The following is a 21,092-nucleotide window of genomic DNA, read 5'->3' as shown; positions in this document are numbered from 1 at the left end:
ATTTTCACCTCACAGCAGCATCCGCAGTCGAGGTTCGGCCGGTCCATGGGCGAAGATGGTCGGGTGAGCCTGTGGAGAGCACCCCGAGCCGTGAACGCTGTCGACGCGTCCGTTGCGCTACCCGGATCGAAGTCGATCACGAACCGCGCCCTGATCCTGGCCGCGCTGGCCGACGGGCCGTCGACGATCACCGGAGCTTTGCGTAGCCGCGACACCGATCTGATGATCGGTGCGCTGCGCGCAGTCGGCACCGCGATCGTCGACCGCGACGGAGGCACGACCCTCGACGTGACTCCCGGCACGTTGCGCAGCGGCTCGGTCGAATGTGGCCTGGCCGGCACGGTCATGCGGTTCGTACCGTCGTTGGCCGCGCTCGCGGTGGGTGACGTGCACTTCGACGGCGACGAGCAGGCACGAGTCCGCCCGATGGGCACCGTCCTCGACGCGCTGCGCGGCCTCGGGGCGGACATCGACGGCGACGGGCTTCCGTTCACCGTGCGAGGCAAGGGCTCGGTGCGAGGCGGCAGTGTCACGATCGATGCGTCCGGGTCCTCGCAGTTCGTCTCGGGTCTGTTGCTGTCGGGCGCGGCGTTCGACGAGGGCGTCGTCGTGCACCACGACGGCAAGCCGGTGCCGTCGATGCCACACATCGACATGACCGTCGACATGCTCCGGGCGGCAGGAGTTTCCGTCGACACGTCGGAGGCGAACACGTGGCGGGTCGCGCCGGGCACGATCAAGGCCCACGACGTGACGGTCGAACCCGATCTGTCGAACGCCACGCCGTTCCTCGCCGCTGCGGCCGTCACCGGCGGCACCGTCTCGGTGCCACTGTGGCCCGCGACGACCACTCAGGCCGGGGATGCGATCCGCGGCATTCTCGAGCGCATGGGCGCGGACGTGTCGCTGACCGACGGTGCGCTCACCGTGCACGGACCGGAGAGACTCGCCGGCATCGACGTGGACCTGCACGACGTGGGCGAGTTGGCCCCGACGATCGCGGCGGTCGCAGCGTTCGCGGCCGGCCCGTCCTACCTGCGCGGGATCGCTCATCTGCGCGGCCACGAAACCGACCGGCTCGCCGCTCTGGCCACCGAGATCAACGGCCTCGGCGGATCGGTCACCGAGACCGACGACGGCCTGCGTATCGAACCGGTGCCGCTGCACAGCGGGGTGTGGCGATCCTATGCCGACCACCGGATGGCGACGGCCGGCGCAATCATCGGTCTCGTGATCGACGGAGTCGATGTCGAGGACATCGGTACGACGGCCAAGACGCTGCCGGGATTCGAATCCCTGTGGGACAGGATGTTGACGGGAGTCCGCTCCTGAAACGGCGACAGTACGACGAGTCCGATGTCCGTGTCCGCCCGGGCAGAGGATCGCGGCCTCGTACCAAGGATCGGCCCGCGCACAGCGACGCGATCGACGGCATGGTCGTCTCCGTCGACCGCGGACGCTGGGGTGTGGTTCTGGGCGGCGACCCGAATCGGGGCGTCACCACAATGCGCGCCAGGGAACTGGGACGAACTCCTATCGTGGTGGGAGATCAAGTGGGGGTGGTCGGCGATCTGTCGGGACGCCCCGACACCCTCGCACGGATCGTGCGCGTGGACGATCGCAGCACGGTCCTGCGACGAACCGCAGACGACACCGACCCGTACGAACGAGTCGTGGTGGCCAACGCCTCGCATCTGCTGATCGTGGTCGCGCTGGCCGACCCTCCACCGCGCACCGGCCTCGTCGAGCGCGCGCTGGTGGCCGCATACACGGGTGGCCTGACGCCGGTGTTGTGCCTGACGAAGAGCGACCTGGCCGATCCCGACGAGTTCGCTGCGCACTTCGCAGACCTCTCCGTTCCGGTGATGCTCGCCGGGCAGGACGACGACCTCACCGAGTTGACCGCACTGTTGCAGGGCCGTGTCACAGCGCTGATCGGCCATTCCGGAGTGGGCAAGTCCACCCTGGTGAATCGGCTCGTCCCCGACGCCGCGCGCGCCACCGGCGTCGTGTCCGGAGTCGGTAAAGGACGCCATACCTCCACGCAGTCGGTGGCACTACCGCTCCCCCGCGGCGGGTGGGTCGTCGACACGCCCGGTATCCGGTCGTTCGGACTCGCTCACATCGAATCCGACGACGTCATCGGCGCATTCTCCGATCTCGCGGTGGCCGTCGAGCAGTGTCCGCGCGGATGCACCCACCTGGGGCCGCCGGCGGATCCCGAGTGTGCACTCGACAAACTCGACGGACAGTCGTTGCGCCGCGCAATGGCTGTACGAGAGTTGCTCACCGCATTGGCCACGAACGACTCCTGGTAGGCCACCCATGCGAGAGCCCGGCCTCGTCGAAACGAAGCCGGGCTCTGTCGTCTGTCCCTCCGTGTCGGTCAGCGCATCCCGAGCACACGGCGGACGAGACCACGCTTACGGGCCTTCTCGATGGTCGTGGCCAGACCCAGCCTGCGACCCGTGACCGGATCCACTTCGGCGGGCCCGCCGAATCCGCGCTCGGACGCCGTTTCCGGCGCTGCGTCACGCGTGTCCTTGAGGTACTTGTCGGGAAGCGACAGCTTGGCAATGGTTCGCCACGACTTCCAATACTGCACGGCGAGCGGACCGGTCGTGTACGGCAGGTCGTACTTGTCGCACAGTTCGCGCACCCGCACGGCGATCTCGGCGTACCGATTCGAGGGCAGATCCGGGTAGATGTGGTGCTCGATCTGGTAACTCAGATTGCCGGTCATGAAATCCATGACCTTGCCGCCCGAAATGTTCGCCGACCCGAGCATCTGCCGCAGATACCACTCGGCGTGGGTCTCGTTCTCGATATCGTTCTTGGTGAACTTCTCGGCGCCATCCGGGAAGTGGCCACAGAAGATCACCGCGTTGGTCCACAGGTTACGGACGAAGTTGGCGGTGGCGTTGGCCTTGATCGTCGACTTCCACGCCTTACCGGTGAGGGCTGGGTAGACGACGTAGTCACGGAGGTTCTGCTTGCCGATCTTGGCGAGCACTTCCTTGCCACGGGCCTTCGTCACTTCACGATCGTCACGGCCCTGGATGACCTTGCCGAGTTCGAGTAGTTGAATCGCGATGCCGTACTGGAACAGGGACGCGAGGAGCGCGTTGTAGGCGATGTTGCCGAGGTAGAACGGCTTCCAGCGCTGATCGCGCGTGACCCGGAGCAGACCGTATCCGACGTCGTCGTCCATGCCCAGGATGTTGGTGTACTTGTGGTGGTGGTAGTTGTGGGTGATCTTCCAGTGCGCCGACGGATCGGCGTTGTCCCACTCCCAGCTCGCCGAGTGCACCTCCGGGTCGTTCATCCAATCCCACTGCCCGTGCATCACATTGTGCCCGAGCTCCATGTTCTCGATGATCTTCGACAGAGACAGCATGGTCGTCCCGAGAATCCAGAGGGGGCGCTTCCGCGAGCCGAGCAGGACCACACGCCCCCCGATCTCGAGCCCGCGCTGCAGCCGGATGGTATTGCGGACGTAGCGGGCATCACGCTCACCGCGAGACTCTTCCACCTCGCGCCTGATCGCGTCGAGTTCGCGGCCGATGGCCTCGACGTCGGCCTCAGTAAGGTGCGCGTACTCTTTGACATCCGAAATCGCCATGCACTTACCCTACCGTAGGTTACGACTCCGTAGGTTGGTAGATTTCCGGCTGTGACAGGAATCACGCACTGCTGGTTGCGGGCGTCTTCCCGTGTCGCACAGCAGCCTTCGTGCGTCGCGCGGCCACAGCGTGCTCCGCGTGCGCCCGCAGCGCGGTGAGCAGACCCCGTCGACGGCCCGTGATCGGGTCGGTGGTGATCGCCGGCATCCCCACGTTCGCACGCACGTGCCGGAACTTGCGCTCGGATGACGTCTCGGGCGCATCGTCGGAGGTCGCCTTCAAGAACCGGTCGGGAAGTGCAAGCTTGTGGATCGTCCGCAGGGCGAGCCAGTACTGACGCCCCAACGATCCGGTCGTGTACGGCAGGTCGTACTTGCCGCACAACGCGCGAACCCGGGCCGCGATCTCGGGATACCGATTACTCGGCAGATCCGGGAACAGGTGATGCTCGATCTGATAGCTCAGATTACCGGTCATGAATCCCATGACCTTGCCGCCCGAGATGTTCGCGCTGCCGAGCAACTGACGCAGATACCACTGCGCGCGCGTCTCCCGCTCGAATTCGTCGGGGGTGAACTTCTCCGCACCGTCCGGGAAGTGCCCGCAGAAGATCACCGCGTACGCCCAGAGATTACGGATGAGATTCGCCGTGAGATTCGCCTTCAGCGTCGAGCGCCACGCGGGACCCGTGACCGCGGGAAAGAGGACGCAGTCCTTGAGGATCTGCTTACCCGCCTTGACAGCGAACTCCTTGTTCGGCTCCGAATTCCATTGTGCATGAGGCACACCGGCAAGGTCCTTCGCCGCCGTCAGGTCGTGCAGCGCGATGCCCCATTCGAAGCCCGCAGCAAGAATCACGTTCGCTACCGGCTGCAGGAGGTTGATCGGACGCCACTTCTCGTCGCGGGTCATCCGGAGGATGCCGAATCCGACGTCGTCATCCATGCCCACGATGTTCGTGTAGGTGTGGTGCGCGTAATTGTGCGCGCGCTTCCAGTGGGCGGACGGGCCCGTCTGATCCCACTCCCAGGAGGTCGAGTGGATCTCGGGATCGTTCATCCAATCCCACTGCCCGTGCATCACGTTGTGCCCGAGCTCCATGTTCTCGATGATCTTCGCCAACGACAGCGACGCGGTGCCCAACAACCACCACGGCCGCTCTCGTGACCGGAACAGCGCCAGACGACCGATGACCTCGAGCGTCCGCTGCAGCCGGATGGTGTTCTGGATGTACCGCGCATCGCGCACACCGCGCGAACGCTCGATATCGCTTCGAATCGCGTCGAGCTCACGTCCGAGCGCCTCGACATCGGCGTCGGTAAGATGCGCGAATTCCCGAATATCGCTGATAGCCAAACGGGGCCCTTCCCCCTGTGTTGAACGACCTGTGTTGAACGACGCGGTCAGGCGTCGAGCGTGCAGTCGCCCGCGGCCGCAGAGATGCAGGTCTGGACACGCTCGCCCTCTGCATGCTCCTTGCCCGACCGGAGGTCGACGATGTGCCCCTTCTCCAACGGCACCACACAAGTCTGACAGATTCCCATGCGGCAGCCGAAGGGCATGAGAGCACCGACACTCTCCCCCGCCTCGAGCAGGGTCGTCGCACCGTCGATGGTGACCGTCTTACCGGACTTCGCGAAGGTCACCGTACCGCCGGATCCCGACGTATCGGCTCGGGAGACTGCAAATCGTTCGAGATGGAGCTTCTCGTCGATACCCGCGCCCTTCCAGAACGCAGCGATATCGTCGAGCATCGCCTGTGGACCGCAAGCCCAGACGGCGCGATCGCGCCAGTCCGGGCACACCTCGTCGAGGCTCGAGAGCGCAAACTTCCCCTGCGTGCGCGTGAACTGGACGTGCGAGCGGAATCGTTCGTGGGACTCGTCGAACCCCTCCAGTTCGGAACGGAACATCACGCTGTCGGGGGTGGGCGCCGAGTGGACGTGCACGACATCCGAGATCACGGCTCCACGCTCGTTCGCGCGGCGGTCGAGTGTCCGGAGCATCGACATGATGGGTGTGATGCCACTGCCCGCCGTGAGGAAGAGAATCTTCTCGGGGGGCGGATCGGGGAGGACGAAGTCACCCTGCGGCGCCGCCAGCCGAACGACGGTCCCGGCCGGAACACCGCTGACCAGGTGGCTGGAGAGGAAGCCCTCCGGCATCGCCTTCACGGCGATCGAGATGAGTTTGTCGTCGCGAACCGGCGTGGACGTCAGCGAATAGGAACGCCAGTGCCAGCGCCCTTCGATGTGCAGACCGATACCGACGTACTGACCCGGCTCGTACTCGAAGTCGAAGCCCCACCCCGGACGGATGACAATCGTGGCGGAGTCGGGCGTCTCCGAACGCACCTCGACGATTCGGCCGCGGAGCTCACGTGCCGACCAGAGCGGATTGACCAGATGAAGGTAGTCGTCGGGCAACAGCGGTGTGGTCACCCGTGCGACAGCGCCACGCACTACATTCGACAGGGACCGTTCCGAGGACACGACATGCGCCGCCGGCTTCTCGATCCATTCCTTCAAACCCATCCGACACCTTCTCCTCGCCGATTCCTACGCCACCGTAGGTTAACAGAAGTTACGGTAGCGTAGGTTGCGAGCGTTCAGAGAAGCTCGAGCAGGAACGGCAGTTCCTGAGCGGCGTACCACGCAAGTTCGTGATCTTCGGCGTCGCCGAGCACGAATTCCGCTTCTTCGTCGCCGAGATCGGCCGCGTCGATCACCGCCACGGCACGCGCGACGTCGCTCTCGGCCGCACCCAGGTCCACGTGGACCGACGCGAGGGCCGACATCGGGACGGCCGCGTCGAGCCTGACCACCGCGTCGTCGAGATCGGGGCGAGGTGTCGCACCGTCGACGTCGGCCGCGATCACGACCCGCCGAGGTCCGAGTGCCCCGTCGTCGTCCTCTGCCGCGAGCAATCGTAGCGACGCTCTGGCAGCCTCCCCCATCGCGACCTCGGCCAGCTCATCATCGTCACCGGCCGTATACGCCTCACGCAGCGCAGCGGTGACCGCGAAGGCCGTCCCGCTCACCGCATCGATCTCGCCGTCGGCCACGAGCCGCTGCAACATCGTGAGCGTCGCCGGTACATAGACGCGCGTCACTTCTCACCTACTGGCATCCAACAACTCCTCGAGCGATTCGTGCAGCAATGATGCGAGGACATCCACGTCGGGCATCGCATCACGGTCTGCATTCAAACCGTAGTAGATATTGCCGTCGTACGACGTGAGGGCAACGCTGAGCGCCTGTGTCTTGAGCAACGGCGACACCGGATACATCGCGAGGACGCGCGCCCCCGCGAGGTACAGCGCGTGCTGCGGACCCGGGGCGTTGGTGATCATGAGATTGAACATCCGCTGCGAGAATCCGGTCGCGACCCGCGCCCCCACCGCGTGCATCGTGGCAGGCGCGAAGCCCGACAATCGGATCATCGTCTGCGCGGCGATCCGTCGCCGCTGTCGCGAGTACGCCTCACCCGCATGAGAGATGTGAGACAGTCGCACCACCGCGTTCGGTTCGCCCACCGGCAGATCCACCAGGAACGACGACACCTCGCCCTGAGGGTGGACCCGGATGGTGTCACCGTCACCGACCGGCCCCTCCGGTTCTTGGGTGTACACCGACATCGGCACCATCGCGCGTACCGTCGTCGCCTCGGTGAGTGGCTCCCCACGCGACAACAGCCAGTAGCGCAATGCACCCGCGATGACGGCAAGGACCACGTCGTTGATCGTGCATCCGTATCGCGCATGAATCTTTCGATAGGGCGCGAGATCGGACTGCACGACCGTGAATCGGCGGCTGCGTGAGATGGATGCGTTCAACGGCGATTCCGGTGCGGACTGCGCAGCGGTTCTCGCAAGCCTGCCCACCACGTCGACCGTCTCCGCGACAGTCGATGCGAAATCTCCGAGCGCCGTACGCACAGCTGCCACGCCCTCACCGGGTCGTGCCACCACGCCCGCGAGCGCACCCACCAGCAGCGCGGTGTCCGACGGCTCCTGCTCGGGCATCCAGAGTTCCTCGGGGACCTCACGCGGCTCGGGAGTGCGGTCGAAGAGCACCTGCCCGATCTCGAGGGACTCCTCGCCGTCGACGAGGGCGGAGTGGGACTTGGTGAACAACGCGGCCCGGCCGTCGGCGAGGCCTTCGACGAGATACATCTCCCACAATGGACGCGTGCGATCGAGCGGACGGGAGATCAGACGCGCGATCAGATCGAAGAGTTGCTCGTCCGATCCCGGCCGGGGCAGCGCCGAGCGTCGCACGTGATAGGTGATGTCGAAGTCCCTATCGTCGACCCAGACCGGACGCGCCAGGCCGAAGGCCACCTCGCGGACCTTCTGCCGGTACCTCGCGACTTCCGGGAGACGCTTCTCGACGAGGCGGACGACGTTCTCGTACTCGAGTCCACCTTCCGGTGGTTCGAGGATGGCCAACGATCCGATGTGCATCGGAGTATTGCTCGTCTCCAGGTAGTAGAACGATGCGTCCTGCGCCGTCATGCGGCTCGTCATAGCGAAGCGCCCCCCTCCATCCCGTCGGCATCTTCCGATGCCTCACCGATATTGAAGAGTACGGCCAACTCCTCCCTCATTGCGCGCGGAACGACGTGGTGGACACCGACCATCCCCACCGCGGCGGCACCGCGTACGTTCACGACGAGATCGTCGACGAACACGCAGTGCGACGGCTCCAGAGCCAACCGTTGCGCAACCAGCAGATAGCTGCCGGGGTCGGGCTTCGCCACACGGATGTCTCCCGACAGGACGACCTCGTCGACCATCCGACCCGAACCGAGACGACGCAGTGCCCGCGCACCCGGCCCGGAGCCACCGGGATCGTTGCTCAGGATCGCCGTGCGCACACCGCGACCACGCAACTCGGCGACCATCGCCCACAACGCGTCCGCCTCCGCACCCGGGCCGGCGAGAACACCACCGAAATCCAAGATCAATCCGCGTAGCACCGTTCGGCTCCTCGATCCCTGACCCTGTCATCGGGCTCTCTGCGCGACGATATGTCACGATGTTCCTGGTTCCGTCCTCTCCCGGGGCCCACCACCGACCGGCATCCGCCGGCCGGTGCCAGTCGATGTTCCGGGAGGCATGCGTATGTCACGTCCACAGTCGGGCCGCTTCATCCGACCCGTTCCACATTTCGAACCTCCGGTTGAGGAATCCTGCACCGCGCACCGTCCCCATGTCCTACGTCGGACCACACCACACTCCGGCAGGTCGGGGCGAACCCGTGTCGCCGCGGATCGGCTTCGACCGCCCTACGTCGTGGAGATGGCACCCAGCCGGAAGGTCGATACGAGCGCGCACCGGTTCGCGGAGCTCGCCGTGAGACTCGTCCTCGAAGTCGTGGACGGGCGCCGACCGGACGCCCAACTCATGACAGTCCTCACACCGGCGTTGGTCACGACGTTCGGTGCGGCACGCCACGCTCGAACCGAAGCCGACTCCGCCGTCGTACTTCGCACCCGCCTGCAGACAGTCGATGCCCGCACGGCAGAACTGTTCGGGTCCTACGCGCGCGGGCACCGTGTGTTCGCGATGGCCGGACGGGTCGTGCGCACACCGGTGCGCGGACGAACCCGTCACGGATGGGTCATCACAACCCTCTGGCTCGGCTGAAAGCCGGCGACCGGGAGATGATCAGCCGCGCCGATTGCTCTTGGCATCCTTGCGGGCTGCGGCGCGGCGTTCCCGGCGTGTGCCACCCTGCTGGGGGCCGGTACCCTCGCTCGGACCGGTGCTCCGGGCGACGTGAGCGCGGCCGTCCTCGGCCGGCCCGGTGTACGTCAGTCTGCGCTCGGTCTCGTCGAGACCCTTCGCTCGCAGCGCTGCCGGAGCCGGAGCCGCCTGCTGTCGAGTCGCGGGTTGCGGCTGGGGCTGCTGCGCAGACTTGGTCAACGAAGGTGCGTTGCGGGCAGCCACGGCCGCGGACGCCGGGGTGACGGCAACTCCGCCCCCTGCCGCCGGCGCCTGAGCTGTGTTCGCCTCGACCTGCAGATTGAACAGGAAGCCGACCGATTCCTCCTTGAGCCCCTCGAGCATGCCCGTGAACATGTCGAAGCCTTCGCGCTGGTACTCGACGAGGGGGTCTCGCTGAGCCATCGCCCTCAGGCCGATGCCCTCCTTGAGGTAGTCCATCTCGTAGAGGTGCTCGCGCCACTTGCGGTCGAGGACGGAGAGCAACACCCGCCGTTCGAGTTCGCGCATCGCGCTGTCACCGGCGATGCCCTCGATCTCGGCCTCTCGACGCGCGTATGCATCCCGCGCGTCCTGCAGCAGGATCTCGCGCAACTCGTTGCGGTCGAGGTCCTCGTTCTCCGTGACCAGCTTCTTGTAGTCCACGCTGACGGGGTAGAGGGTCTTGAGCGCTGTCCACAGCTGCTCGAGGTCCCAGTCCTCGACGTAACCCTCGGCGGTCGCTCCGTCGACATACGCGGTGACGACATCCGTGAGCATGCGCTCGACCTGGCCTTCGAGGTCCTCGCCACGCAGAATCCGGCGACGCTCCTCGTAGATGACGGTGCGCTGCTGGTTCATCACCTCGTCGTATTTGAGGACGTTCTTGCGGATCTCGTAGTTCTGCTGCTCGACCTGCGTCTGCGCGCTCTTGATGGCCTTCGACACCATCTTCGCCTCGATCGGGACGTCGTCGGGCAGGTTGAGGCGGGTCATGATCGATTCGAGTGCAGCGCCGTTGAAGCGCCGCATCAATTCGTCGCCGAGCGACAGGTAGAACCGGGACTCACCCGGATCGCCCTGGCGACCGGAACGACCACGCAGCTGATTGTCGATACGCCGCGACTCATGCCGCTCGGTGCCGAGGACGTACAGTCCGCCCGCCTCACGCACCCGCTCGGCGTCTGCCTTGACCTCGGCCTTGATCTGCTCGAGAGTCGGGTCCCAGGCTGCTTCGTACTCTTCCGGAGTAGAGACCGGGTCCAGGCCACGCTTGCGCAACGCGATGTCGGCGAGGATGTCGGGGTTACCACCGAGCACGACGTCGGTACCGCGACCCGCCATGTTGGTCGCCACGGTGACCGCGCCCGACCGGCCGGCCTCCGCGATGATCTGCGCCTCTTGTTCGTGGAACTTCGCGTTGAGGACGCTGTGGGGCACACCCTTCTTGGTGAACTGCTTCGACAGGTACTCCGAGCGTTCGACGCTGGTGGTACCGATCAGGACGGGCTGACCGTTCTGGTGCCGCTCGACCACGTCGTCCACCACGGCAGCGAACTTCGCCTCCTCGGACTTGTAGATGAGGTCGCCCTGGTCCACACGGATCATCGGGCGGTTCGTCGGGATCGGGATCACGCCGAGGTCGTAGATCTGGTGAAGCTCGGCCGCCTCGGTCTCGGCCGTACCGGTCATGCCCGAGAGCTTGTCGTAGAGGCGGAAGTAGTTCTGCAGCGTGATGGTGGCGAGGGTTTGGTTCTCCGCCTTGATCTCGACCTTTTCCTTGGCCTCGATCGCCTGGTGCATGCCCTCGTTGTAGCGGCGACCGGAGAGCACACGTCCGGTGAACTCGTCGACGATGACGACCTCGCCGTCGCGGACGATGTAGTCCTTGTCCTTGGTGTAGAGCTCTTTCGCCTTGATCGCGTTGTTGAGGTAGCTGACCAGCGGGGAGTTCGCCGCCTCGTACAGATTGTCGATGCCGAGCTGGTCTTCGACGAGTTCGACGCCGGCTTCGTGCACACCGATGGTGCGCTTCTTGATGTCCACCTCGTAGTGGACATCGAGCTTCAGCATCGGCACGATGCGCGCGAACTCCGCGTACCACTTGCTCGACGCGTCGGCCGGACCCGAAATGATCAGCGGGGTACGGGCCTCGTCGATGAGGATCGAGTCGACCTCGTCGACGACCGCGAAGTGGTGCCCGCGCTGCACCAGGTCGTCGAGGGAGTGCGTCATGTTGTCGCGCAGGTAGTCGAAGCCGAACTCGTTGTTCGTGCCGTACGTGATGTCGGCCGCATATGCGGCGCGGCGCTGGGCCGGGGTGAGGCCGGAGAGGATCACATCGGTTTCGAGACCGAGGAACCGATGGACACGCCCCATCCACTCGGAGTCGCGCTTGGCGAGGTAATCGTTGACGGTGACGACGTGGACGCCATCGCCGGCCAGAGCATTGAGGTAGGCCGGAAGAACACAGGTGAGGGTCTTGCCCTCACCGGTCTTCATCTCGGCGATGTTGCCGAAATGCAGCGCCGCACCACCCATGATCTGGACGGTGTAGTGCTTCTGGCCGATGACACGATATGAGGCTTCCCGCGCCGTCGCGAACGCCTCCGGCAGCAGGTCGTCGAGGGTTTCCCCATCCTGAAGTCGACCGCGGAACTCGTCGGTCCTGGCCCGCAGCTCCGCATCGGTCAAGCTCTCGAATTCAGGAGCAATGGATTCGACGTGCTCTGCGATGTGCTTGAGCCGCTTGACCATGCGACCTTCACCGATCCGGAGCAGCTTCGTCAGCGACAGCACTGGTGTGTTCGTCCTCAATCTCGGGTACCTGCACGGACAAGAAATCCGGCCGAGGCCTTTCGGACCCCGGCCGGATTCCATGGTAGGCGTTCTCTCGAACCAACGGCGATGGCCACTACCTCATCGCCGTCTCACACGGATGTCATCCGAGTCTGAGCAACCCGTAGTCGAACGCATGACGGCGGTACACCACTGATGGCTTGTCGGTCTCTTTGTCGTGGAACAGGTAGAAGTCGTGGCCCACGAGTTCCATCTCGTAGAGTGCGTCGTCGACCGTCATCGGCTCCGCTGTGTGTTCCTTCGTACGAACGATCCGACCGGGGCCCTGGGGCTCCTGCTCATATCCGTCGAGGCCCAGATCCGGCGAGATCGCGAGCGAGTCGTCCTGAGCCAGCTCTGCCGTTGCTTCTGCAACCGACACCGGGGTCTTGTCTCCATAGGACACCTTGCGGCGGTCCTTCGTGCGGCGCAGTCGAGATTCGAGCTTGGCCGTCACCGACTCGAACGCAGCGTAGAAACTGTCGGCCTTGGCCTCAGCGCGAACAACGGGCCCTTTACCCCGAGCCGTGATCTCGACTCTCTGACAACTCTTCATCTGGCGACGATTGCGTTCGTGCTGTAGTTCGACGTCGAACAGGAAGATCGTCGGGTCGAACCGTTCGAGCCGAGCTAGCTTCTCCGACACGTAGATCCGGAAATGATCCGGGACCTCGACGTTGCGGCCTTTCACCACGACGTCGGCGTTCACGGTCTGCGGAGCGGAGTCGCCTGTCTCGGCGACCGCGACGGTGGAATTCGAAGGGGTCGTCACTCGTACCTCCCGAGTACGGCCGGCGCAGCACGCGCACCGGCAGGATCGATGAGCGCCTGGGCGCTCTGCCCGAAACGGGGAAGATCGAGTATTTCTACCCGTCTACCTTGTTGTTTCCGGGTCTGAGGCCGACGGTAGTACGTAACCGGAAGGTCCGCCACTGTTCCGATCGAATTCACTTCTCAGGCGTGTCGTCACCTATCACACAGACGGCGTCAGGCGCGCGCGATCACCAGAATTCCGGACGTCCGAAACCCCCCTTTTCGGAGCACTCGGACAGCCTCCCTCGTGGTCGCTCCGGTGGTGACGATGTCGTCGATCACGAGCAAGGGAAGGCTCCGCGGTACGGAATCGGCACGTATGGAGATCCTTCCGGCGAGATTGTCCTGCCGCTGAGACGCCGACAGCCCGACCGAGTCGCGCACCGTCGCACCCGTGACCAACATCGGATGCACGTGAAGCGTCGGGTCGTGCGAGGCCGCGCATCGGGCCATCCGCGTGACCGGGTCTCCCCCGCGCGCACGCGCCGCCCGGGCGCGGGTCGGGGCAGGCACCACGATCAGCGGCCCTGCGGGGAGCTCACCCCACCGTCGTAAGCGAGCGACGGCGACCGCCGCCGCCAACCCGAGTGGTGCCGCGAGGTCTCGGCGGCCACGCTCCTTGGCCGCGACGACAGCGTTGCGCCGCACACCGGAGTACGCCCCGAGCGCCCACACCGGCACTCCCGGGTCGACACGCACGTGCACCTGCGCCGGTGGATCATTGAGAACGCGGGCACACTCACGGCACCACGGCGTACCGGGTGCGTCGCAGCCGCCACAGCGGACGGGGAGCACGAGATCGAGCAAAGCCGACAGCACTCGCACAGTGTGCCGACCCGATACGACAGATCAGCCCGGCAACACCGGTACCGCGGTCAACCCGGCCAGGCCGGGCACCTCTCGCCAGTAGCGGTCGCCCGCGGGGTCGCTGTTGTTGAGTTGGAACACCGCTCTCGTGTCGGCCACGTACTCGGTGGTCGTCGACGCTTCGACCGCCACGACGGGTGGCGTGAGGTTCCGGCTCGGAAGCGCGTCCATTCGCGATCCGTCGATCGCGATCTGAACAACGGGGATGTCGGAGGCAGAGCGAGAGACCACGACGGTGTCGGACGTGCTCCAGTCCAGCGACAGGGCGGGTCCACCCAGCTCGAACGCGATCTCGCGTGGACTCGTCAGCGAGAACTCTCCGTTCGGGGTCTGCACCACGGTTGCGATGTAGACACGTCCGTCGATGATCATCGCTGCGCGCACGCCGTCGCGCGACAGTCGCAACTCGCTGATGCGGCCACCGAGAGCGCGGACTGCTCCGGCTTCGACCCCCACGACCGTGACGCGTCCACTCCCGGGTTCTCTGACGGCCCTCACGACGGCTGTGCCGTTGACAACAGCCCAGACCGAATTGCTGTCGGGAGCCCATGACGGCCGGGTGATCGATTCTCCTTCGACAGCCGGCTCGGGCGATCCGTCGTTGTAGGCACCGACCACGAGTTCTGCAGCGGGTTCCGGTTCCGGTCGGCCGGTGTCCGCAACCGCTGCGAGGAGTGCACCGTCCCGCGACATCCCGACCGAGCGAAGGTTGTCGACCGATCCGAAGAAGCCCTGAACCGGAGTCACGCCGGTTTCCGCGACATTGACCAGACTGCCGCCGAGCAGCGCATGTAATCCGATCGGTGTTCCCGAAGTCGCGAGTGGATTCATCGACGCGACATCCGCGGTGGTCCAGCCGTTCGGATACCGCTCGTCGAGCGGCCGTCCGTCGGCGAGAAGGACGTAGGGTCCCGCGATCTCTGCGTTGGCCAAGGTCCAGATCACCTGGGCCGCCAGGAGTTCCCGAGCCGGTTCCGTCAGCGACGTGAGTCCGCCGAAATCCACCCGGATGCCGCCCAGACCCACGCCGACCTGACCGGTCCGACCGTCTGCCTTGGTGATCGCCCCGAGGATCGTCGTGCCGGCAAGCTCGTTGTGGACCGCAGGGGCGAGCGAGGGCTTGGGACCTTCGATGAGAAGCCCGATCAGTTGCGCCGCGGCCTGCTCGGGTGTTCCGGAGATCCACCGGGGATCGGGAACGACGGTGCTGCCGCTGGGGGTGACGAAGTACAGCGAGCGACGCTGATAACTGTTGAGGAATCGGGGCTTGTCCATGATCACGCCCGGCGGCAGCTCGTCGATCCGCCATTCGCCGTCGTCACGGACCAGGGTGAACTTCGCTTCGAGTTCACCGTTGTCGGCGCGGTAGAGGCCGCCTTCCTCGAGATGCCCGACGATGTTCGCACGCACGACGTACTTCGCGGTGTTGTCGTCGCGCTCCTCGGCCAGCACATCGACCTTGTCGACGATCGTGGCACTGGCCGCATCATCCCACCGACCCGACATCCCCGACGTGAGGAACTGACGGGCTGCGACGTGCCGGTTGGCGGGGTCGGTATTCGCCTGGAGGAAGTCACGCAAGAGGAGGTCGGGTTCGCGTCCCGGTTCGGGTGCCGGGACCTCCGTCGTCGCGGGTCCCCGGTCGATCGTCCCGATGGCCTGGGGTGACGAGGAATCGGGAAGGCTCGCACAGCCGGACACCATCAACGCGAGCACCGACAGCAGGACGATCACGGGGCCGAGGACACGTGAGCGCGTGTGGCTCATGTTGAGGCTCCTTCAGATCGTGCAGGCTCATTCGTTCCGGCACTGTCGTTCGTTCCGGCACTGTCGTTCGTTCCGGGGTGTCCGGGGACCGCCGGGTCCTCGACGACCCCGTCCGTCTCGGCTTCCGGTACCAACGGCGGCGGCTTACCTTGGACCGCGTGAGCCGCGGTGGGCACGAGCGGAAGCGGGCTACGGCCCGCCTTGCGTCCTCGCACGCGTGGCAGCGTCAACCGGAAGCTGGCGCCCCGCCCTGGTTCACCCCAGGCCTCCAGTTTGCCGTTGTGCAGATTCGCGTCTTCGACGCTGATAGCCAGACCCAGACCGGTGCCACCCGAACGTCGCACCCGCGACGGGTCGGAGCGCCAGAACCGGTTGAAGACGAGCTTCTCCTCACCCGGGCGCAATCCGACGCCCTGGTCGCGCACGACGAACGCGGCGGCGTTGTCGTCGGCGCGCAACCGCAACAGGATCGGTTTACCCTCGCCGTGGTCGATGGCGTTGGCGAGCAGGTTGCGTAGGATCCGCTCGACACGGCGCGGATCGACGTCCGCGTTGACGGGTTCGTCCGGCAGATCCACGATCAGTTCGGTGGCCGTCTCGCGCGCGAGATGACGGACTGTCCCGATCGCCGCCCGCGCGCACATGCGCAGGTCGAGTTGCTCGGACGCGAGTTCGGCGACCCCGGCGTCGTGGCGGCTGATCTCCAGGAGGTCGTTCAGCAGAGACTCGAACCTGTCGAGTTCGGCGACCAGCAGTTCGGAGGCACGTCTGAGCGAGGGATCCAGTTCGTCGCTGCCATCGTGTATGAGATCGGCAGCCATCCTGACCGTGGTCAGCGGAGTGCGGAGCTCGTGGCTGACGTCGGAGGTGAACCGCTTCTGCAGATTGCCGTATTCCTCGAGTTGAGTGATCTGTCGCGACAGGCTCTCCGCCATCTCGTTGAACGACATCGCCAAGCGCGCGATGTCGTCCTCGCCGCGCACCGGCATGCGTTCCTTGAGCCGTCCGTCCGCGAAACGCACCGCGATCCGCGACGCCGAGCGAATGGGAAGAACGACCTGCCGGGCGACGATCATGGAGATCGCCGCCAGCAACACCAGGAGCACACCGGCACCGACGAACAGGGTTCCGCGGACGAGCGCGAGAGTGCGTTCCTCGCCGCCGAGGGGAAACACCAGGTACAGCTCGAGGGTCGAGATGTCGGACTCGGTCGGGCTACCCATGATCAGAGCGGGTCCGGAATACCCGTCCGGGTCGTCGACCGTCGCGAACTGGTACGCGATCTGATCGTTCTGAACGAACGCGCGCAGGTTCTGCGGGATCTGCTCCGCAGCACCGCTCGACGTCGGTGCGCGCGGACCGTCACCGGGGACGATGAGCACCGGGTCGAAGGTTCCGGCGACACCGGTGTCCTGCCCCGCCTCGCTCCCCCTGTTGGTCAGGGTTGCGGCAGCACCGTCGAGCCGGACGGTCAGGGAACCGGAATCGTCGGCTCCCGCAAGCTGGGCTTCGACCAGCGCGCGGGAACGTTCCATCTCCTCGGTGGCCGCATCGATCTTGACTTCGAGGAGACGGTCGGTGATCTGGCTCGTGAGGACTACACCCAGCACGAGCATCACGATCAGCGACAGAGAAAGGGTCGACGCAACGACCCTCAGCTGAAGTGATCGACGCCAGGTATGCGCGAGCCCACTGCTCAGCGTGCGTGACCACCTCAGCAGCGGCAGAGTTCTTCGTGTGATCCTCCGCCGCAGACGGTAACCACGGATCACGGCGGTCCGGCCTTGTAGCCGACCCCCGGACAGTCAGCACAACCTCGGGGTTCTCGGGATCCTTCTCGACCTTCGCGCGCAGACGCTGCACGTGAACGTTCACCAGGCGGGTATCGGCGGCATGACGGTATCCCCACACCTGCTCGAGCAACACCTCGCGGGTGAACACCTGCCGCGGCTTCCGCGCGAGTGCGACGAGCAGGTCGAACTCGAGCGGGGTGAGGGAGATCTGCTCGTCGCCACGGCTGACCTTGTGTGCGGGGACGTCGATCGAGATCTCGCCGATGGAGAGCATCTCGGCGGGTTCCTGCTCGGTACGGCGCAGCCGCGCCCGTACACGCGCGACGAGTTCCTTCGGCTTGAACGGTTTGACGATGTAATCGTCGGCGCCCGATTCGAGGCCGAGGACGACATCGACGGTGTCCGACTTCGCAGTGAGCATGACGATGGGCACGCCCGAATCCGACCGGAGCACCCTGCACACGTCGATCCCGTTCATGCCGGGCAACATGAGGTCGAGCAGGACCAGATCGGGGCGGATCTCGCGCACTGCGCCCAGAGCCTGAGTCCCGTCGCCCACCACGAAGGGTTCGAACCCTTCACCACGCAGGACGATCGTGAGCATCTCTGCGAGTGCAGAATCGTCGTCGACAACCAGAATCCTCGGCTTCATAACCTCTATCGTGTCACTCCTTGACCGTTGTGAAGCAGATTTGAGATCTGAACGGCGAGTTGTTGCGGGTCGGAATCCGGTCCGGCGACAATCCACTCCGACATCCACCGGTCCGACGCGAGCCCGTCGTACACCTCACCGGTGCGTGCCTGCAGATCGCCGTCGCGTTCGTAGGCATCGCGATCGCGCGTGAAATCTGCGGCCTCCCGCGTGCGTGCACGCTCGGCCGCCAGATCCACGGGGACCCGCAGCAGCACTTGCAGATCCGGCGCGGGAAGACCGAACCTGCCGAACTCGAGTTCGCGCACCCACTCGACCGACGACCCCGACGCCGACTCGTGGTGCCGCGCAGCGGTGTACGCAGCGTTCGACGCTACGTATCGATCGAGCAGCACGATGTCGTTGTCGGCGAGGAGCTTTCGAAGTTCTTCCGCCGCATCACGCCGATCCAGCGCCCAGAGCAATGCCATTGCCTCGATACTCGAGGCGGTGTCGCCGTGCCCGCCCCGCAGAGCCTCGGCCCCCAGGTCGGCGTGCACGGACTGCCCGTAGCGCGGGAAGGCGAGTGTCGCCACCGACGAACCGTGCGCACGCCAGGTCTCGACGACGATCAGAACACCCATGCGGCTGTGCTTCTCGGTTTCTCGGTTTCGCCGTATCAGTAGCGGTAGTGCTCGGGCTTGTACGGGCCCTCGACGTCGACACCGATGTACTCGGCCTGTTCCTTGGTGAGCTTGGTGAGGGTGCCCCCGAGTGCCTCGACGTGGATCCGCGCGACCTTTTCGTCGAGGTGCTTGGGCAGGCGGTAGACCTGGTTGTCGTACTCGTCGGGCTTCGTCCACAGCTCGATCTGTGCGATCACCTGGTTCGCGAAGGAGTTGGACATCACGAACGACGGGTGGCCCGTGGCGTTGCCGAGGTTCAGCAGCCGGCCCTCGGACAGCACGATGATCGTGTGGCCGTCGGCGAATCGGAATTCGTCGACCTGCGGCTTGATGTTGATCCGCGTGACGTCGGCGGCCCGCTCGAGGCCCGCCATGTCGATCTCGTTGTCGAAGTGACCGATGTTGCCCAGGATCGCCTGGTGCTTCATGGCCTTCATGTGCTCGAAGGTGATGATGTCCTTGTTGCCGGTCGAGGTGATCACGATGTCGGCCCGGCCGATGAAATCCTCGACAGTGACGACGTCGTACCCGTCCATCATCGCCTGCAGGGCATTGATGGGGTCGACCTCGGTGACCGACACGCGTGCGCCCTGCCCGCGCAGCGCCTCGGCACAGCCCTTACCGACGTCGCCGTAGCCGCAGATCAGCGCAGACTTGCCGCCGATCAGGACGTCGGTGCCGCGGTTGATGCCGTCGAGCAGCGAGTGGCGGGTCCCGTACTTGTTGTCGAACTTGCTCTTGGTGACCGAGTCGTTGACGTTGATCGCGGGGAACACCAGCTCACCGGCAGCCGCCAGCTGGTAGAGCCGCAGCACACCCGTCGTCGTCTCTTCGGTGACGCCCTGCACGGACTCGGCGACGGTGGACCACTTCTTCGAATCCGCAGCGAGCGACTCGCGCAGCAGCTGCAGGAACACCTGGTATTCGGCGGAGTCCTGCTCCTCGTCCGTCGGCGGCACGACGCCGGCCTTCTCGAACTGGGCGCCCTTGAGGACGAGCATCGTGGCGTCGCCACCGTCATCGAGGATCATGTTGGCGGGGCCGTATTCCCGGGTCGAGCTCTGCTCCGCGCCGTCTCCCGTCGGCCACGTGAGCATCTGCTCGGCCGCCCACCAGTATTCCTCGAGGGTCTCGCCCTTCCACGCGAACACGGGCACACCCTTGGGCTCCTCGGGGGTGCCGTGCGGGCCCACGACCACGGCGGCCGCAGCATGATCCTGCGTGGAGAAGATGTTGCACGAGGCCCACCGGACGTCCGCGCCGAGCGCGACGAGGGTCTCGATCAGGACTGCGGTCTGCACCGTCATGTGCAGCGAACCGGAGATGCGCGCACCCTTCAGCGGCAGAACCTCTGCGTACTCACGGCGCAGCGCCATCAACCCGGGCATCTCGTGCTCGGCCAGACGGATCTCTTTGCGGCCGAACTCGGCCAGCGACAGATCGGCGACCTTGAAATCGAGCCCGTTGATCTGGTCGGCGACGAACGTGGTGTCAGACACTGTGCGGATGCCTCTTCCTATCGGCAATCGGTGGATGCCCACCAGGCTATACAATCTGTCGCCGTATGACCTGCCCCAGCCCTGTCCATCGCAGCCCGGTTCACGGTGTGCTCATTCCGTCACGGCGACCTTCTCGACGAAGGGCACGAGGATATCCGCGAGCTCGGTCGCGACATCCGAGCCGGACGTCGGTGGCATCGAGATGAAGCTCAGCGCCACGCGCACCACGACACGGGCAAGCATCACGGCGTCCGTAGTGGGTGCCGAGATCCAGCTGTTCGCGAAGGTGTCGGCGAGCCTGCCTGCGCCGCGCTCGAGGATCGGCGCGGCGTCCGTCGTGATCAAGCGCAGCAGGTCCGGTTTGGCCTCACCGTCGAGTAGTGACCGCACCAGCGGATCAGCGGCAGAAGCGACGAAGTAGGAGCCGAACCCGTCGACAAGGGCTGAGCGCGCGTCACCGACGTGGGCATACACCGAATCCGCCACCGCATCGGCGAATTCGTCGACGAGCCGCAGCCCATATCCCTGGGCGAGACCCTGCCGCTGCCGGGACGAGAACTCCTGTAGAACCGGTCGTTCTCGAGCGTCTCGACGATCTCCGAGGGCGGGTTCTCCCCGTCTGGTCCGAATACGAGATCGCGGGCAGGAACGAGTAGGAAGACGAGGATCGGTCCGATCCACCAGATGACGGGCGTGACCGCGTCCAGCCCCAGCCGGTTGCCGCCCCACACCAGCACCGTGGCCATGAAGACCGCGGTAGGTGGAACGAGACCGAGTAGCCACAGATATCGCTTGCGGTCGTGCCATTGTGATGCGGATGGGTCCTGAACCCCTCCCGTGTTCGTGGCCGTGGCCGTGCCCTTCATCC

At 65.5% G+C, this 21,092-nt stretch carries 17 protein-coding genes and 2 pseudogenes; 3 read left to right on the top strand and 16 right to left on the bottom strand.

What is annotated here, in order from left to right; all coding sequences use genetic code 11:
• Positions 1-45: 45 nt before the first annotated feature.
• Complete coding sequence (gene aroA / locus Q7514_RS08415) at positions 46-1,332, top strand: 3-phosphoshikimate 1-carboxyvinyltransferase (protein ID WP_330132806.1); 1,287 nt, start codon at positions 46-48, stop codon at positions 1,330-1,332.
• A complete protein-coding gene (gene rsgA / locus Q7514_RS08410) occupies positions 1,299-2,318 on the top strand; it encodes a ribosome small subunit-dependent GTPase A (RefSeq protein WP_330132805.1) in 1,020 nt (339 codons plus the stop codon). The genes aroA and rsgA overlap by 34 nt, the downstream gene beginning before the upstream one ends.
• A 68-nt stretch (positions 2,319-2,386) precedes the next feature.
• Here the strand turns inward: rsgA and Q7514_RS08405 are convergent, their stop codons facing one another.
• From Q7514_RS08405 to Q7514_RS08380, 6 genes are all read right to left on the bottom strand, one after another.
• On the bottom strand, positions 2,387-3,622 hold the full coding sequence (locus tag Q7514_RS08405) for a fatty acid desaturase family protein (protein WP_330132804.1): 1,236 nt from the start codon (positions 3,620-3,622) through the stop codon (positions 2,387-2,389).
• A 61-nt stretch (positions 3,623-3,683) separates the two neighbouring features.
• Positions 3,684-4,979 (bottom strand): fatty acid desaturase family protein, encoded by a 1,296-nt coding sequence (locus tag Q7514_RS08400; RefSeq protein WP_330132803.1) that lies wholly within the window; start codon positions 4,977-4,979, stop codon positions 3,684-3,686.
• Between the two features lie 47 nt (positions 4,980-5,026).
• Positions 5,027-6,157: a ferredoxin reductase gene (locus Q7514_RS08395; RefSeq protein ID WP_330132802.1), complete on the bottom strand. Its 1,131-nt coding sequence runs from the start codon at positions 6,155-6,157 to the stop codon at positions 5,027-5,029.
• A 74-nt stretch (positions 6,158-6,231) separates the two neighbouring features.
• Positions 6,232-6,735 (bottom strand): DUF6912 family protein, encoded by a 504-nt coding sequence (locus Q7514_RS08390; protein WP_408016057.1) that lies wholly within the window; start codon positions 6,733-6,735, stop codon positions 6,232-6,234.
• Positions 6,736-6,738: 3 nt separating this feature from the next.
• Positions 6,739-8,151 carry a WS/DGAT/MGAT family O-acyltransferase gene (locus tag Q7514_RS08385; protein ID WP_330132801.1) on the bottom strand — a complete coding sequence of 471 codons (1,413 nt, stop codon included), beginning with the start codon at positions 8,149-8,151 and terminating at the stop codon, positions 6,739-6,741.
• Entirely contained in the window at positions 8,148-8,603 is a 456-nt protein-coding gene (locus tag Q7514_RS08380; protein ID WP_330132800.1) for an HAD family hydrolase, read from the bottom strand. The genes Q7514_RS08385 and Q7514_RS08380 overlap by 4 nt, the downstream gene beginning before the upstream one ends.
• Positions 8,604-8,925: 322 nt before the next feature.
• On the opposite strand from Q7514_RS08380, the gene Q7514_RS08375 reads away from it, so the two are divergent.
• Entirely contained in the window at positions 8,926-9,273 is a 348-nt protein-coding gene (locus tag Q7514_RS08375) for an Rv3235 family protein (protein ID WP_330132799.1), read from the top strand.
• Between the two features lie 21 nt (positions 9,274-9,294).
• Here the strand turns inward: Q7514_RS08375 and secA are convergent, their stop codons facing one another.
• The 10 genes and pseudogenes from secA to Q7514_RS08325 all read right to left on the bottom strand — a co-directional run.
• Complete coding sequence (gene secA, locus Q7514_RS08370) at positions 9,295-12,087, bottom strand: preprotein translocase subunit SecA (RefSeq protein WP_408016065.1); 2,793 nt, start codon at positions 12,085-12,087, stop codon at positions 9,295-9,297.
• Positions 12,088-12,271: 184 nt separating this feature from the next.
• On the bottom strand, positions 12,272-12,940 hold the full coding sequence (gene hpf / locus Q7514_RS08365; RefSeq protein WP_330132798.1) for a ribosome hibernation-promoting factor, HPF/YfiA family: 669 nt from the start codon (positions 12,938-12,940) through the stop codon (positions 12,272-12,274).
• Between the two features lie 215 nt (positions 12,941-13,155).
• Entirely contained in the window at positions 13,156-13,800 is a 645-nt protein-coding gene (locus Q7514_RS08360) for a ComF family protein (RefSeq protein ID WP_330132797.1), read from the bottom strand.
• Between the two features lie 30 nt (positions 13,801-13,830).
• Complete coding sequence (lpqB, locus tag Q7514_RS08355) at positions 13,831-15,615, bottom strand: MtrAB system accessory lipoprotein LpqB (protein ID WP_330132796.1); 1,785 nt, start codon at positions 15,613-15,615, stop codon at positions 13,831-13,833.
• Complete coding sequence (gene mtrB / locus Q7514_RS08350; protein ID WP_330132795.1) at positions 15,612-17,387, bottom strand: MtrAB system histidine kinase MtrB; 1,776 nt, start codon at positions 17,385-17,387, stop codon at positions 15,612-15,614. Before mtrB ends, lpqB begins: the two co-directional genes overlap by 4 nt.
• A pseudogene (mtrA, locus tag Q7514_RS08345) lies at positions 17,384-18,060 on the bottom strand (MtrAB system response regulator MtrA). Before mtrA ends, mtrB begins: the two are co-directional and overlap by 4 nt.
• A gap of 5 nt (positions 18,061-18,065) precedes the next feature.
• Positions 18,066-18,683: a dTMP kinase gene (locus tag Q7514_RS08340; RefSeq protein WP_330132794.1), complete on the bottom strand. Its 618-nt coding sequence runs from the start codon at positions 18,681-18,683 to the stop codon at positions 18,066-18,068.
• 35 nt (positions 18,684-18,718) lie between these two features.
• Entirely contained in the window at positions 18,719-20,224 is a 1,506-nt protein-coding gene (gene ahcY / locus Q7514_RS08335; protein WP_330132793.1) for an adenosylhomocysteinase, read from the bottom strand.
• 111 nt (positions 20,225-20,335) lie between these two features.
• Complete coding sequence (locus Q7514_RS08330) at positions 20,336-20,710, bottom strand: hypothetical protein (RefSeq protein WP_330132792.1); 375 nt, start codon at positions 20,708-20,710, stop codon at positions 20,336-20,338.
• A gap of 74 nt (positions 20,711-20,784) precedes the next feature.
• A pseudogene (locus tag Q7514_RS08325) lies at positions 20,785-21,090 on the bottom strand (alkane 1-monooxygenase); the annotation flags it as partial.
• Between the last annotated feature and the right edge of the window lie 2 nt (positions 21,091-21,092).

Source organism: Rhodococcus artemisiae (genome assembly GCF_036327795.1).
GTDB classification, from domain to species: Bacteria; Actinomycetota; Actinomycetes; order Mycobacteriales; family Mycobacteriaceae; genus Rhodococcus; species Rhodococcus artemisiae.
This window is presented reverse-complemented; position numbering and strand designations above follow the sequence as displayed.